The organism is Pseudomonas oligotrophica (genome assembly GCF_021726475.1).
Taxonomy (GTDB): Bacteria; Pseudomonadota; Gammaproteobacteria; order Pseudomonadales; family Pseudomonadaceae; genus Stutzerimonas; species Stutzerimonas oligotrophica.
Map to the genome: position 1 here is coordinate 374,652 of NZ_JAKJRU010000003.1, position 14,101 is coordinate 388,752.

General features: G+C 63.3%; 16 protein-coding genes and 4 tRNA genes. 12 read left to right on the forward strand and 8 right to left on the reverse strand.

Annotated elements, in window-relative coordinates; all coding sequences use genetic code 11:
- Positions 1-237: 237 nt before the first annotated feature.
- The 6 genes from alaS (at position 238) to L3N39_RS08825 (ending at position 5,007) form a co-directional block, all read left to right on the forward strand.
- The gene (gene alaS / locus L3N39_RS08800) at positions 238-2,859 is read left to right on the forward strand and encodes an alanine--tRNA ligase (protein WP_237256951.1); all 2,622 of its coding nucleotides are present in this window, start codon (positions 238-240) and stop codon (positions 2,857-2,859) included.
- A 69-nt stretch (positions 2,860-2,928) separates the two neighbouring features.
- Positions 2,929-4,164: an aspartate kinase gene (locus L3N39_RS08805; RefSeq protein WP_237256952.1), complete on the forward strand. Its 1,236-nt coding sequence runs from the start codon at positions 2,929-2,931 to the stop codon at positions 4,162-4,164.
- A 179-nt stretch (positions 4,165-4,343) separates the two neighbouring features.
- The gene (gene csrA / locus L3N39_RS08810; protein ID WP_003283978.1) at positions 4,344-4,529 is read left to right on the forward strand and encodes a carbon storage regulator CsrA; all 186 of its coding nucleotides are present in this window, start codon (positions 4,344-4,346) and stop codon (positions 4,527-4,529) included.
- Positions 4,530-4,591: 62 nt separating this feature from the next.
- Positions 4,592-4,682: transfer RNA gene (locus L3N39_RS08815), tRNA-Ser, on the forward strand.
- Positions 4,683-4,781: 99 nt separating this feature from the next.
- Positions 4,782-4,858, forward strand: a tRNA-Arg gene (locus L3N39_RS08820).
- 72 nt (positions 4,859-4,930) lie between these two features.
- Positions 4,931-5,007: transfer RNA gene (locus L3N39_RS08825), tRNA-Arg, on the forward strand.
- Positions 5,008-5,044: 37 nt separating this feature from the next.
- Here the strand turns inward: L3N39_RS08825 and L3N39_RS08830 are convergent.
- A complete protein-coding gene (locus L3N39_RS08830) occupies positions 5,045-5,521 on the reverse strand; it encodes a DUF4124 domain-containing protein (RefSeq protein WP_237256953.1) in 477 nt (158 codons plus the stop codon).
- Positions 5,522-5,839: 318 nt separating this feature from the next.
- Here L3N39_RS08830 and mgtE point away from each other — a divergent pair, with 318 nt between their 5' ends.
- The gene (mgtE, locus tag L3N39_RS08835) at positions 5,840-7,282 is read left to right on the forward strand and encodes a magnesium transporter (RefSeq protein ID WP_237256954.1); all 1,443 of its coding nucleotides are present in this window, start codon (positions 5,840-5,842) and stop codon (positions 7,280-7,282) included.
- A 67-nt stretch (positions 7,283-7,349) separates the two neighbouring features.
- On the opposite strand, the gene L3N39_RS08840 is transcribed toward mgtE, so the two are convergent.
- From L3N39_RS08840 to L3N39_RS08850, 3 genes are all read right to left on the reverse strand, one after another.
- Entirely contained in the window at positions 7,350-7,676 is a 327-nt protein-coding gene (locus L3N39_RS08840; RefSeq protein WP_237256955.1) for an Arc family DNA-binding protein, read from the reverse strand.
- Between the two features lie 233 nt (positions 7,677-7,909).
- Positions 7,910-8,089: a PA3371 family protein gene (locus tag L3N39_RS08845; RefSeq protein ID WP_237256956.1), complete on the reverse strand. Its 180-nt coding sequence runs from the start codon at positions 8,087-8,089 to the stop codon at positions 7,910-7,912.
- A 36-nt stretch (positions 8,090-8,125) separates the two neighbouring features.
- Positions 8,126-8,341 carry a hypothetical protein gene (locus tag L3N39_RS08850; protein ID WP_237256957.1) on the reverse strand — a complete coding sequence of 72 codons (216 nt, stop codon included), beginning with the start codon at positions 8,339-8,341 and terminating at the stop codon, positions 8,126-8,128.
- 234 nt (positions 8,342-8,575) lie between these two features.
- On the opposite strand from L3N39_RS08850, the gene L3N39_RS08855 reads away from it, so the two are divergent.
- A tRNA-Arg gene (locus tag L3N39_RS08855) sits at positions 8,576-8,652 on the forward strand.
- Positions 8,653-8,699: 47 nt separating this feature from the next.
- Here the strand turns inward: L3N39_RS08855 and L3N39_RS08860 are convergent.
- The 4 genes from L3N39_RS08860 to flgA all read right to left on the reverse strand — a co-directional run bounded on the left by L3N39_RS08860 (position 8,700) and on the right by flgA (position 11,199).
- Complete coding sequence (locus L3N39_RS08860) at positions 8,700-9,431, reverse strand: flagellar brake protein (protein WP_237256958.1); 732 nt, start codon at positions 9,429-9,431, stop codon at positions 8,700-8,702.
- 72 nt (positions 9,432-9,503) lie between these two features.
- Complete coding sequence (locus tag L3N39_RS08865) at positions 9,504-9,974, reverse strand: flagella synthesis protein FlgN (RefSeq protein WP_237256959.1); 471 nt, start codon at positions 9,972-9,974, stop codon at positions 9,504-9,506.
- Between the two features lie 30 nt (positions 9,975-10,004).
- Positions 10,005-10,331 (reverse strand): flagellar biosynthesis anti-sigma factor FlgM, encoded by a 327-nt coding sequence (gene flgM, locus L3N39_RS08870; RefSeq protein WP_237256960.1) that lies wholly within the window; start codon positions 10,329-10,331, stop codon positions 10,005-10,007.
- 115 nt (positions 10,332-10,446) lie between these two features.
- Positions 10,447-11,199 carry a flagellar basal body P-ring formation chaperone FlgA gene (flgA, locus tag L3N39_RS08875; protein ID WP_431978013.1) on the reverse strand — a complete coding sequence of 251 codons (753 nt, stop codon included), beginning with the start codon at positions 11,197-11,199 and terminating at the stop codon, positions 10,447-10,449.
- Between the two features lie 67 nt (positions 11,200-11,266).
- On the opposite strand from flgA, the gene L3N39_RS08880 reads away from it, so the two are divergent.
- From L3N39_RS08880 to flgC, 4 genes are all read left to right on the forward strand, one after another.
- Entirely contained in the window at positions 11,267-12,199 is a 933-nt protein-coding gene (locus L3N39_RS08880) for a chemotaxis protein CheV (RefSeq protein WP_237256962.1), read from the forward strand.
- A gap of 35 nt (positions 12,200-12,234) precedes the next feature.
- Entirely contained in the window at positions 12,235-13,059 is an 825-nt protein-coding gene (gene cheR, locus L3N39_RS08885) for a protein-glutamate O-methyltransferase CheR (protein WP_237256963.1), read from the forward strand.
- A gap of 181 nt (positions 13,060-13,240) precedes the next feature.
- Positions 13,241-13,645: a flagellar basal body rod protein FlgB gene (gene flgB / locus L3N39_RS08890; RefSeq protein WP_237256964.1), complete on the forward strand. Its 405-nt coding sequence runs from the start codon at positions 13,241-13,243 to the stop codon at positions 13,643-13,645.
- A gap of 12 nt (positions 13,646-13,657) precedes the next feature.
- Entirely contained in the window at positions 13,658-14,101 is a 444-nt protein-coding gene (flgC, locus tag L3N39_RS08895; RefSeq protein WP_237256965.1) for a flagellar basal body rod protein FlgC, read from the forward strand.

Genomic DNA, 14,101 nt, shown 5'->3' on the forward strand with positions numbered 1-14,101 from the left:
CAGGCGGCGGCCTTGCCCGGCGCCTGCGGGCCATGCGCACCCATGGCGTGCCGGCAGGCCAGGCGCGGCGCGTCGAATGGCTTGATTCTATTGCAGCGATCCCCTATACCCGGCGCGCAGGCCCGATATAATGCGGCCCTTTGCCGACTACCTTTGCGGTAGTTGTGAAGCGCCCGGCGGTGCCGCCACGCCGTGACGTTTTGCAGCCGCTCGGCCGCAGTCTTCTGGAAGAAATCAATGAAAAGCGCAGAAATCCGCGAAGCCTTCCTCCGCTTCTTCGAAGAGAAGGGCCACACCCGCGTCGCCTCCAGTTCGCTGATCCCGGCGAACGATCCGACCCTGCTGTTCACCAACGCCGGCATGAACCAGTTCAAGGACTGCTTCCTCGGCCTGGAGAAGCGCGCCTACACCCGCGCGACCACCAGCCAGAAGTGCGTGCGTGCCGGTGGCAAGCACAACGACTTGGAGAACGTCGGCTATACCGCGCGCCATCACACCTTCTTCGAGATGCTCGGCAACTTCAGCTTCGGCGACTATTTCAAGCGCGATGCCATCCACTACGCCTGGGAATTCCTCACCAGCGACAAGTGGCTGAACCTGCCCAAGGAAAAGCTCTGGGTCACCGTCTACGCCACCGACGACGAGGCCTACGACATCTGGACCCGCGAAGTCGGCGTGCCGGCCGAGCGCATGGTGCGCATCGGCGACAACAAGGGCGCGCCCTACGCCTCCGACAATTTCTGGGCGATGGGCGACACCGGCCCGTGCGGCCCCTGCACCGAGATCTTCTTCGACCACGGCGAGCACATCTGGGGCGGCCCGCCCGGCTCGCCCGAGGAAGATGGCGACCGCTACATCGAGATCTGGAACAACGTGTTCATGCAGTTCAACCGCACCGCCGATGGCGTGCTGCACCCGCTGCCGGCGCCCAGCGTGGACACCGGCATGGGCCTGGAGCGCATCAGCGCCGTGCTGCAGCACGTCAACTCCAACTACGAGATCGACCTGTTCCAGAGCCTGCTCGATGCCTCTGCCGCGGCCATCGGCTGCGCCAACGAGGGCCAGGCGTCGCTCAAGGTCGTCGCCGACCACATCCGTTCCTGCGGCTTCCTGATCGCCGACGGCGTGACGCCGTCCAATGAAGGGCGCGGCTATGTGCTGCGTCGCATCATTCGTCGCGCCTGCCGCCACGGCAACAAGCTGGGCGCCAAGGGGGCGTTCTTCCACCGCATCGTCGCTGCACTGGTGGCGGAGATGGGCGAGGCCTTCGTGGAACTCAGGCAGCAGCAGGCGCATATCGAGCGCGTGCTGAAGAACGAGGAGGAGCAGTTCGCCAAGACTCTCGAGCAGGGCCTGCGGATCCTCGAGCAGGACCTGGCCGGGCTCGAGGGCAGCGTGATCCCGGGGGCGTTGGTGTTCAAGCTGTACGACACCTATGGCTTCCCGGTCGACCTGACCAACGACATCGCCCGCGAGCGCAACCTGACCCTCGATGAGGAGGGCTTCGAGCGCGAGATGGACGTCCAGCGCGAACGTGCTCGCTCGGCCAGCGCCTTCGGCATGGACTACAACAGCCTGGTGAAGATCGAGGGCCAGACCCAGTTCACCGGCTACCAGGGTACCCGTGACAGCGGCAGGGTGCTGGCGCTGTTCAAGGAAGGCATGGCCGTGCAGGCGCTTTCCGCCGGCGAGGAGGGCGTCGTGGTGCTCGACCGCACCCCGTTCTACGCCGAGTCCGGTGGGCAGGTCGGCGACTGTGGCTACCTGTCGGCCGAGGGGCTGCGCTTCGACGTGCGCGATACCACCAAGGCAGGCGCGGCCTTCCTTCATCACGGCATCCTCGACCGCGGCGTGCTGGAGGTCGGCGCGCAGGTCGAGGCCATCGTGGACGATTCGGTGCGCCAGGCCACGGCGCTGAACCACTCGGCTACCCACCTGTTGCACGCCGCGCTGCGCCAGCTGCTTGGCGAACATGTCACGCAGAAGGGCTCGCTGGTCGACAGCCAGCGGCTGCGTTTCGACTTCAGCCACTTCGAGGCGATCCGGCCCGAGCAGATCAAGGCGCTGGAAGACCTGGTCAACGCCGAGATTCGGCGCAATACCCCCGTCGAGATCGAGGAAACCGACATCGACTCGGCCAAGGCCAAGGGCGCGATGGCACTGTTCGGCGAGAAGTACGGCGAGACGGTGCGCGTGCTGAGCATGGGCGGCGGCTTCTCGGTGGAGCTCTGCGGCGGCACCCATGTCTCGCGTACCGGCGACATCGGCCTGCTGAAGATCGTCAGCGAAGGTGGCGTCGCGGCTGGCGTGCGTCGTATCGAGGCGGTGACCGGTGCCGCGGCCCTGGGCTACCTGAACCAGGCCGAGGAGCAGCTCCGCGAGGCGGCCAGCCTGGTCAAGGGCAGCCGGGAAAACCTGCTCGACAAGCTAGGCGCTATGCTTGAGCGCAATCGCCAGCTGGAAAAGGAACTGGAGCAGCTCAAGGCCAAGGCGGCCAGCGCCGCAGGTGACGACCTGGCGGGCTCGGCGGTCCGGGTCGGGGATGTCAATGTCCTGGCTGCCCGGCTCGACGGCCTCGATGGCAAGGCGTTGCTGGCACTGGTCGATCAGCTGAAGAACAAGCTGGGCAGTGGCGTGATCCTGTTGGGTGGCGTGCAGGACGACAAGGTCGTGCTGGTAGCTGGCGTGACCCAGGATCTGACCGGCCGCTTCAAGGCCGGCGAGCTGATGAAGCAGGCCGCTGCGGCGGTCGGCGGCAAGGGCGGCGGACGGCCGGACATGGCCCAGGGCGGCGGTACCGATGCGACCCGGCTCGACGAGGCCCTGGCGCTGGCTGCGCGCTTCGTCGAGGGGCTGTGAGCCCGGCGCGCATGCCGAGTAGACGACTTGTAATCAACGGATGCCCTTCAGGGGCTTAGGCGGCATGAAATGGCTTTGATCGTACAGAAGTTTGGTGGCACTTCGGTCGGCACCGTCGAGCGCATCGAGCAGGTGGCAGAGAAGGTCAAGAAGTTCCGCGACGCCGGGGACGATATCGTGGTCGTGGTGTCGGCCATGAGTGGCGAGACGAACCGACTGATCGAGCTGGCCAGGCAGATCAGCGAGCAGCCCGTGCCGCGGGAACTCGACGTCATGGTCTCCACCGGCGAGCAAGTGACGATCGCCTTGCTGGCCATGGCGCTGATCAAGCGCGGCGTGCCCGCGGTGTCCTATACCGGCAATCAGGTGCGCATTCTCACCGACAGCGCCTTCACCAAGGCGCGTATCCTGCAAATCGACTCGCAGCGTATCCAGCGCGACCTCAAGGCGGGGCGCGTCGTGGTGGTCGCCGGCTTCCAGGGTGTGGACGAGAAGGGCAATATCACCACGCTCGGCCGCGGCGGTTCCGACACCACCGGCGTTGCCCTGGCCGCGGCGCTGAAGGCGGACGAATGCCAGATCTATACCGATGTGGATGGCGTCTACACCACCGATCCGCGGGTGGTGGCCAAGGCGCAGCGACTGGACAAGATCACCTTCGAGGAAATGCTGGAAATGGCCAGCCTGGGCTCGAAGGTGCTGCAGATCCGTGCAGTCGAGTTCGCTGGCAAGTACAGCGTGCCCCTGCGGGTGCTGCACAGTTTTCAGGAGGGTCCGGGTACCCTCATTACCCTTGATGAAGAGGAATCCATGGAACAGCCCATCATTTCCGGCATCGCTTTCAATCGCGACGAGGCCAAGCTGACCATCCGTGGGGTGCCGGATACACCGGGCGTGGCGTTCAAGATCCTCGGCCCGATCAGTGCGGCCAACGTCGAGGTCGACATGATCGTGCAGAACGTCGCGCACGATAACACCACCGACTTCACCTTCACGGTCCACCGCAACGACTACAACAACGCCCTGAAGGTGCTGAACGGCATCGCCCAGGAGATGGGTGCGCGCGAAGTGATCGGCGATACCGACATTGCCAAGGTGTCGATCGTTGGGGTCGGAATGCGCTCACATGCCGGCGTCGCCAGCCGTATGTTCGAGGCGCTGGCGAAGGAAAACATCAATATCCAGATGATCTCGACCTCCGAGATCAAGGTGTCGGTGGTGATCGAGGAGAAGTATCTCGAGCTGGCCGTGCGTGCCTTGCACACGGCCTTCGAACTGGACGCACCGGCTGGCGCAGGCGAGTAATGGCCTGAATACGGGGCCCCGCGCGCCTTCTGTCGTGTTTTTGGCGGCGCGCGAGGAACTTTAGCGTCCCGCGCGCTGGTCAATAGCTGGTGCAAGCTTTGGCTATATGTGCAACGGAACATATCCGTTTTTATTCTTTGCAGACTGCTTACTGACTGAATCCGTTGAAGGAGAAAGGAATGCTGATTCTGACTCGCCGGGTCGGAGAGACCCTGATGGTGGGTGACGATGTTACGGTCACCGTGTTGGGCGTAAAGGGGAACCAGGTACGTATCGGCGTGAACGCACCGAAGGAAGTCGCGGTGCATCGCGAGGAGATTTACCAGCGGATCCAGAAAGAAAAGGATCAGGAACCAAGCCACTAATTTTTATGTAATTTTTGGCTTTGCAAACGGGGTAAAGATCGGTATCATGCGCCCCGTGTTGCGGAGAGGTGGCCGAGTGGCCGAAGGCGCTCCCCTGCTAAGGGAGTACACCTCAAAAGGGTGTCGGGGGTTCGAATCCCCCCTTCTCCGCCATATTGCATTGTCGGTTGGTGTGTCGCTCCAGGTGGTTTTGTCAGTGCTGAATTGAAGCTTGACGATCGGAGATACCTACCTATAATGCGCACGCTCAGCGCACTCATAGCTCAGCTGGATAGAGTACTCGGCTACGAACCGAGCGGTCGGAGGTTCGAATCCTCCTGAGTGCGCCACTTTTAGAATCCATTGCTTAGGTGGTGGATGCTGGAAAACCAGGGCGATCTGGTCTAACAAAGTCGCATCACGCACTCATAGCTCAGCTGGATAGAGTACTCGGCTACGAACCGAGCGGTCGGAGGTTCGAATCCTCCTGAGTGCGCCAAACGAAGGGCCTGCAGAAATGCAGGCCCTTTTTCGTTCTAGCGATTGCCGACGACGCAGCCTTGCGGGTCGAGGTTGACCACCTGGGTTCGGCCCTGGCTGTTCCTGTAGCGCAGGCGAGCCTTGCCGTTGCTGGTCGTGACGTCGTCGGGCTTGCCCAGTGCGCTTTCGACGTCGGCCCGTGTCATGCCAGGCTGGATATGCTTCTCGATGATGGCCCGGCGGCGTTGCTGGCCGGTCAGTGTCGCGCCGCAGGGGTTGTCCTGTACGCCGACGACCACCAGCTCGGCGTCCGCCCGCGACTTGTGCTTGTGCGGGGTTGCCATGGGGCGGACCTTGCCTGAGCTGGGGCCGGCGCTATCGATCTCCTGCACCGAGCCGTTGTCCTTCTCGGGGCAGCCTTGCTGCCGAAAGCTGATCCGGCCGGCCTCGTCCACGCAGCGGTATACGGTGGCTGCTGCGGCATGGCTGCTGCAGAGCAGCAGGCAGCATATCGAAGTGGTGAGTTTGAGCATTCTGTCGTCCTCCATGACGGTTGGTCTCGCTTGCCTAGCCTAGCGGGTTGTGGCGGTGTCGGGACTGGTGTCTTTTCTGCGCGTGACGGCGTCGACAGGGAGTGTCGCGACAGCGCGTTGGCGCTCCACGCAAACGGTTGTATTGGCAGTGAAAGTCGCGTCAGCCAAGCGTTGCGATGGTATGATTGCGCGGTTCGCCCTCAGGGCTCGTGGACCCATCCCCCCATGGACTTACCCAGTAGTCGTTCAACGTTCCTGTCTGCCAGCCTGATTGTCTGATTCCCCCGGCGTGCCCCGCAGTCGGGGGTGGAGTGCGCCATGACCGAAGTAGAAGCCAAAAAGCCGCAAGAAACCTTGCAGGATCGCCTGGCGCAGGTGATCGAGCTGCTGCATCGTAACGACCTGGCCGAGCATCTTGCCGGCCTGCGTGGTGATCGTCCCTCGCAGGGGCTCGCCGATCCGCTGCTGATCGAGGATCTGGCCCAGCTGCAGCTCAAGCTGGATGAGTTGCACCCTGCCGACGTCGCTCACATCCTCGAGGCCCTGCCGCTCGACGAGCGTCTTGCCGTCTGGCAGCTGGTCAAGACCGAGCGCGACGGTGACATCCTGCTCGAAGTGTCCGATGCGGTCCGCGAGACGCTGATTGCGGACATGGACGACCAGGAGCTCCTGGCTGCGGCGAAAGAGATGGACGCCGACGAGCTGGCCGACCTGGCGCCCGAATTGCCGCGCGACGTGGTGCACGAGCTGATGGAAAGCCTCGATGCACAGCAGCGCGAGCGAGTCCGTTCGGCGCTCTCCTACGACGAGGACCAGGTCGGCGCGCTGATGGACTTCGAGATGGTCACCATTCGCGAAGATGTCAGCCTGGAAGTGGTGCTGCGCTATCTGCGGCGCTTGAAGGAACTGCCTGGGCACACCGACAAGTTGTTCGTCGTCGATTACGACGGCGTGCTCAAGGGTGTCCTGCCGATCAAGCGCCTGTTGGTCAACGACCCGGAGAAGCAGGTCGCCGAAGTCATGGCTACCGATCCGGTCACCTTCCACCCCGACGAGGACGCCTACGAGGCGGCGCAGGCGTTCGAGCGTTATGACCTGGTGTCGACGCCGGTCGTGGACAAGGGAGGCAAGCTCATCGGTCGCCTGACCATCGACGAGATGGTCGACCTGATTCGTGAGGAGAGCGAAAGCGAAGTCCTCAGCATGGCCGGTCTGCGCGAGGAGGAGGATATCTTCGCCTCGGTTTGGAAGTCGGTACGCAACCGTTGGGCCTGGCTGGCGATCAATCTGATCACCGCATTCATCGCCTCGCGGGTCATTGGCCTGTTCGACGGTGCCATCGAGAAGCTGGTGGCCCTGGCGGCGCTGATGCCGATCGTGGCCGGTATTGGTGGTAACTCCGGCAACCAGACCATCACCATGATCGTGCGGGCCATGGCGCTGGACCAGGTCGGCACTGGTAACACGCTCAGGTTGTTGCGCAAGGAGGCAGGGGTCGGATTGGTCAATGGCGTGCTCTGGGGTGGCGTGATCGGTTTCGTTGCCTACTGGCTGTACGGCAACTGGGCGCTGGGTGCGGTGATGACGGCGGCCATGACCCTGAACCTCCTGCTGGCTGCGCTGATGGGCGTGCTCATCCCGATGACGCTGGCCCGGCTTGGTCGCGATCCGGCAATGGGTGCGAGCGTGATGATAACCGCGATGACCGACAGTGGCGGTTTCTTCATCTTCCTGGGCTTGGCGAGCCTGTTCCTGCTGTAGCGAAGGCGACACATCGCCCAATAAAAAGCCGGCTAAGCCGGCTTTTTATTGGGTTCGCAAAGGCGATTCAGCTGTCTTCCCTGGCCAGTTCCGTGTCCTGGGCGATCAGGGCGATCAATGCATTCTGCTGGCGATGAGTGAGTTGGCGGAACCGCTGCAGCAGTTCGCGCTCGTGAAGGGTCAGCTCCGGGCTGTCCAGGCGCATGCTCAGGTCTTCGTCCAGAGCGCCTTCCTGAAGCAGGCTCTGCTCGAGGCGAGCGATGATTTCTGAGTTCATGCTTCGATGATGGTTGCGCGCAACATCGGCGATACGCTCGCGCATGCCGTCGGGTAGTCGAACCACAAATTTGTCAGCGGTACGGCTGGAATAAACTGCCTGTTTCATAGGGCGCATAGGAAAACCGGTTAGTCAAGTTGACGTGGTAGCGTATTGCCGTGGAAGTCATCGGTCTGACAACCGCCCACACTTGCTGTTCCGTTAGCCAGTAAAACTTTCTTCCATGGTCGGCTTGCTGACGTCAATTGTACGTCTTCGGTTCTATTAGTAAAGGCGTTTTGCTATCAGTGCGTCCGGATGTGACGGGCGCCCCAGTCCGTCTTGCGTGCACGCCCCGGGGTAGAGCGGTTTCAGCGTAACACCGGATCGAACTTCACACGCCGACCGAGGACCAATCCTGTCAGGAGGGAGAGGGCGAACAGCCCCGTTCCGTAAGTGCCGGCTTTCTGCAGTATATCGCTCGGCGCCCATAACATCGCGAATAGGCAGGTCGTGAGGAGGATCAGGCTGGACAGGGCAAGTTTGGACATCGACGTTCTCCTTGGCGGAATCCTGGTATGGCCGAACTAGAAAACCCAGCGCTGCTGGGCTGGCGTGGGCGCGCTGACGGACTCGCCGCTCAGCTTGAAGAGCTTGGCGGCAGGGGGCGCGGGCTGATGCAAAGAGCTGGGCATGTAGGACGGCGCGTGGCTGCCGGGCTCGATGGCGGAAAACTGCAGGGCGAAAACGGCGACGAGGAGTGATGCGGCTGTCGTGCTGATGAGATAGAGCGGCCTGGGCATGTCTGCGTTTCCTTCGCTGGGGCAGTTCGATGGCCAGTTAGGAAAGCAGCTGTCATGCCAAGCTTCTTTTTTAAATAAAATCCTTATAAATCAAGGTGTTGTAAGTATTTTGTGGGGTGATTGATCTCGCGTTTTGCACAGTCGCGCTCTAACGTTCTTGCAATTTGCAATGTGGTTCGTAGCCCATGCCTGGCATGACAAACCGCTCACGTGCCGCTAACATGCGGCCCGCACGTCCCAGTAGCTCAATTGGATAGAGCATCCCCCTCCTAAGGGGAAGGTTGTGAGTTCGAACCTCGCCTGGGACGCCATTCTCGTGCCACCATGCAGCCATGGGCCCGTGCGATCGTGCAGGGCTTCACTCCTGGCGTCTTGCCTCACGTTGCAGCTGATAGACGAAGCGCTCAATCTGCCGTTGCAGCAGGCCGCTGATCTGGTGGAAGCGAATGCCGCAATAGGTCACGTCCTGGCGCTCGTCGTGGGCAGCATGGCGCAACTCCACGGCGCAGTTGATCGACCCGCCCGGCAGTTGCGCACAGAAGTCGCTGTAGACCTCGCCCGGATGCAGTCGGGCCTGGACGTTGCCCTTGATGCTTACCTTGCAGCCAGTGGCCGAGATATCCAGCAGTCGTCCCTCCAATGCCCCGCTCAGCGGCGCGCCGCCCAGGCTGATGCCGATCGGCATGGCGTCCAGGCGTGCGCGATAGGCATTGCGGCGCTGGTGGTAGGTCAGTTCGCTGGGAATGGGGCTCCAGAAGCAGCGTGCGCCGTCGTATTCGGCCGGATGGACTGGCCCCCCGCAGGTCCACAGCAGGCGGGCGCCTTCGTGGAAGGCTTCGACTTCGAAGGCTTCGCCGGCGAGCATCAGGCGCTCGCCGTCATTGGGGATCAGCTCGTCGAGGGCCAGCCAGCCCTTGTCGCGATGAAGTTCGATCAGGTAGCTCTGGTAGTGCTGGTTGCGCTCGAGAAAGCGGATGCTGAGCGGAACGTTGTTGTCCAGCAGCTGCTTGAGGTTGGCCTGTATTTCCAGCGGGGTCGTCAGCACTTTAGGCGGCTGCGGGCCGGCTTCTTCAAAGAACGGATTCGACACGTCCGTTGTTCTCCAGCAGCCGCTGCTGCATGACGGGCGCGTGCCCGAACTTCCTGGGTGGCGCCGCGCGCCTCAGGCCTGGCTCAGCGGGCGTTGCTGGCTGGACCTGGCGGTGTTGCCGCGACGGTTGTAAAGGTCTGGCGTCTCGTTGCTGCCGTTCAGGATCGCCAGCATGCTGCCGACCGCGCTCTGGTTCGCCTTGATCAGCCGCCCGTTGCGCGCATTCGCCTCCTGGCAGGCCTGCAGCGCCTGCTCGAGCTCAGTCGAGCGCTCGAGGATCGACTCGCCGAGGGCGCTGTTGCGGGCAAAGGCTTGAAGCCCACTCCGATCGGCGCTCAGCTGGCGCTCGCTGAGCAGCTTGCTGCGCTCGGCACCATGCTGGCCGAGCAGTGCAAGCAGCGGCTGCTTGCGCGACAGGAGGCCTTCGAGCTCGCCCAGATTCCTTTCGCTGAGCGCGACCAGTTCCTGCTCGATCAGCTCGAGCAGCTGGCGGGCGATGTCGAGATCATCGGTCAGTTGCTGCAGAAAGGCTTCGTCGCGCATCGGTTACCTGGGTCTGGGCGTGGTTGGGCGTCAGTGCTGGGACTCGAAGGCCGTCAGCTTGGCGGCCAGCCGCTTCGGGTCGATCTCGTAGCTGCCATCGGCGATCGCCTGCCTGATGCGCTCCACGCGGGCCTGGTCGACGGTCGGTTGCAGTTCGAGCTTTTCGGTGGCCTGCTGCAGGCGCTGCGCTTCCGGGCTCAGCTGCACGGATTCGCCAGTGCCGGCGTTCGACTCCGGGGCTGCGGCGGCAGTTTCCGCAGGCTGTGCGGCACCCGGCCGCTCGCTGCCTTGAACCTGGTTGCCGCGGGCGGCACCCGGGCCGGCGGCGCCATTGGGTCTGTTGAAGTCGATAACCATGATGAAAAACCTCGGGAATCAGTACGCTTGCCTTGCTTTCGGCCACGCGCACGGAAACTTTAGTACTTTTTCTGGCGCTGGCAGCCGCAGGCGACGAGTCGGTGGCGCCGCTGCCTCACATGGCGACTTCGACCTGGCCGGGGCCGGCAACGCGGGCCCTGACTATACGCCCGGAGCGAAGGTTCTTCACGCGAATCTGCTGGCCCGGTGCGCCATCGTCCAGGGCTTCGCCCGGCATGCGCACGCTGACCGAGCCGTTGCCGCTGCTGATGACCACCTGGTCGCCTTTGCGCACGACTTCGGCCAGCTCGAGCATGCTCGGCGTCAGCGGCTGGCCGGCCTGGGCCAAGCGGGTGAGCTTGTTGCCCAGCACTTCTGCGGTATCGGTCAGGTAGCCTTGGGCGAGCAGCGAGACGTCGTGCTCGGCCAGGCCCAGGTCGCCGGGGCCGAGCGCGCTGCCGCGCTGCAATGCGCGGCTGGTGACGATCACCTGGCGATAGAGCCTGACCTGCGCCGGGACGAAGACCGACCAGGGGGCGCTGCCGGTGCAGCTGACACGCAGGGTCACGCGGCCGATCGGTTGCTTGTTGCCTTCCAGCTGGACGTCCAGCGGTATGTCGCATCGGGCCAGGCGCAGGCGCGGATCGAGGCGGTTGACCTGTATCTCGTGGCGGCCCTGCAGTTCGCCGCGCTGCAAATAATTGTCGACGGCCTGCTCAAGAAACCCGCGGGCCGCGTCGATAAGCTCGTCAGGATGCATCGTGGTAGCCGCCTGCGAGGCGGTTGCCACCAGCAACAAGGCCAGGCCGGCCAGCTGCGCATGGCGCCGGCGGGCTGGATGTCGGGAAAACGTCGTTCGCCTGTTCATGCATCGCCAAGTGCAAAGTACATGCCTGCAGCGCGGGCGTCTTCCTTCATTCAGAGAGGTCACTGGCATGGCCGGTGTTTTGGATTCGGTTAACCAGCGCACTCAACTCGTCGGGCAGAACCGGCTGGAACTGCTGCTGTTCCGCCTCGATGGCGCGCAGCTCTATGGCATCAACGTGTTCAAGGTGAAGGAGGTGCTGCCCTGTCCGAGGCTGACGCACATGCCGCAATCGGCGCGCGTCATCCGCGGGGTGGCTTCGATTCGCGGCAATACGCTGCCGATTCTCGATCTCGCGTTGGCCACCGGCCGGCCGGGGCTCGACGACCTGCAGCACAGCTTCGCCATCATCACCGAATACAACAACCGGACGCTGGGCTTCCTGGTGCGCTCGGTCGAGCGCATCGTCAACATGAACTGGGAGAAGATCCTGCCGCCGCCCAAGGGGGCGGGGCGCGATCACTACTTGACGGCGGTCACCCACATCGATGGCAGCCTGGTCGAGATCATCGACGTGGAGAAGGTGCTGGCCGAGGCGACCCCGGGCGCCGATGCGGTGCCGATGACGCCGGTGGACACCGAGGTGCAGTCCCGGGCAGTTTCCTGCCGGGTGCTGATCGTCGATGACTCGTCCGTGGCGCGCAAGCAGGTCAGTCGCTGCCTGCAGAACATCGGGGTCGAGGTGGTCGCCCTGAACGATGGTCGCGAGGCGCTGACTTACCTAAAGCAGATGGCCGATAACGGACAGGCCCCGGCGCACGAGTTCCTCATGCTGATCTCGGACATCGAGATGCCGGAGATGGATGGTTATACGCTGACTACCGAGATCCGCCGCGATCTGCGCATGCAGGGCATGCACATCCTGCTGCATACTTCGCTTTCCGGCGTGTTCAACCAGAACATGGTCAAGCGCGTGGGGGCCGACGACTTCCTGGCGAAGTTCCAACCGGACGACCTGGCCGGTCGTGTGGTTGAGCGGATCAGGCAGGCAGATGCGAACTGAGGCTGGGTCCTCGCATTCGACAGTGAGGCAAATGGGTGTCAGTTGATCAGGATTTCGACCTGTTCCGCGCGTTCCTGGAAAAGGCCTGCGGGATATTGCTCGGCAGCAACAAGCAGTATCTGGTCTCCAGCCGGCTGAACAAGCTGATGGAGCAGCAGGGCATCAAGAGCCTGGGCGAGCTGGTGCGCCGGCTGCAGGCCATGCCGCGCTCGGGCCTCAAGGAGCAGGTCGTCGATGCCATGACGACCAACGAGACCCTGTGGTTTCGCGATACCTATCCGTTCGAGGTGCTCAAGGCGCGGCTCTTTCCAGAGCTGGTCAAGGCCGGCAGCGGCCAGCGCCTGCGCATCTGGTCGGCGGCCTGCTCGTCCGGGCAGGAGCCCTATTCGATCTCCATGTCCATCGACGAATACGAGCGCAGCCTGCCCAGCCAGCCGAAGCTGGGCGTGCAGATCGTCGCCACCGAGCTGTCCGGCGCCATGCTGGCGGCGAGCAAGGCGGCCGAGTACGACACCCTGGCGATTGCCCGCGGCCTTTCGAGCGAGCGCCTGCAGCGCTATTTCGATCCCAAGGGGCCGGGGCGCTGGGTCGTCAAGCCGGCCATTCGCAGCCGCGTCGAGTTCCGCGTGCAGAACCTGCTCGACAGCTATGCGGCGCTCGGCAAGTTCGACATCGTGTTCTGCCGCAACGTGTTGATCTACTTCTCGGCCGATGTGAAGAAGGACATCCTCAAGCGCATCCACGCCACGCTCAAGCCGGGTGGCTACCTCTTGCTCGGCGCCTCGGAGGCGCTCAACGGCCTGCCGGAGCTGTACCAGATGGTCCAGTGCAGCCCGGGCATCATCTACAAGGCCAAGTAGCCGGCCGGCGGCAAAAAACCGTCATCCAAGGCTGCCAGGGCGGCAATCGGTGCGGTAAAGCCTTGCCGCTTTTGACGCCGTGCCGCCGCCCTTTCTTCCTAGCCCCTTGAAATACCGGGCCTTTCCCGTTGTGGCATGGGCCTTGCTTTTTGCTCGCCACCATCAATAGGAGGGCGGGCCGATGAGCATCAGCTTCGACAAGGCTCTGGGTATTCACGAAAAGGCGCTGGACTTTCGCGCGCAGCGGGCCGAGGTGCTGGCCAACAATATCGCCAACGCCGATACGCCGAACTACAAGGCCCGCGACCTGGATTTCAAGACCGTGCTGGCGCAACAGGCGGCCAAGGGGCAGGGTGGCTTCGCGACCGAGCGGACCCATGCGCGCCATATCGCCAGCGAAGGCCTGGAGCTGGCCGACCCGGCGTTGCGTTTTCGCACCCCGGCGCAACCTTCCCTCGACCAGAACACCGTGGATCTGCAGATCGAGCAATCGAGCTACGCGCAGAACGCCATCGACTTCCAGGCCAGCTTCACCCTGCTCAACAGCAAGTTCCGCGGGCTGATGACCGCCCTGCGCGGCGAATAACGGAGTACGAGCATGTCCCTCAGCAGTGTTTTCAACATCGCCGGCACCGGCATGAGCGCACAGAGCACGCGCCTGAACACCATTTCCAGCAACATCGCCAACGCCGAGACGGTGTCTTCCAGCGTCGACCAGACCTACCGGGCCCGGCATCCGGTGTTCGCCACCATGCTCCAGCAGGCCAGTGGTGGCGCCGGTGATTCGTTGTTCGCCGACGAGCAGCAGGCTGGTGTCGGCGTGCAGGTGCTCGGCGTGGTCGAGGACCAGGGCGAGCTGCAGGCGCGCTACGAGCCGAATCACCCGGCTGCCGACGAAAGCGGCTACGTGTATTACCCCAACGTCAACGTGGTCGAGGAGATGGCGGACATGATCTCGGCCAGCCGTGCGTTCCAGACCAACGCCGAGTTGATGAATACCGCCAAGACGATGCTGCAGAAAGTTCTGACGCTCGGCCAGTAA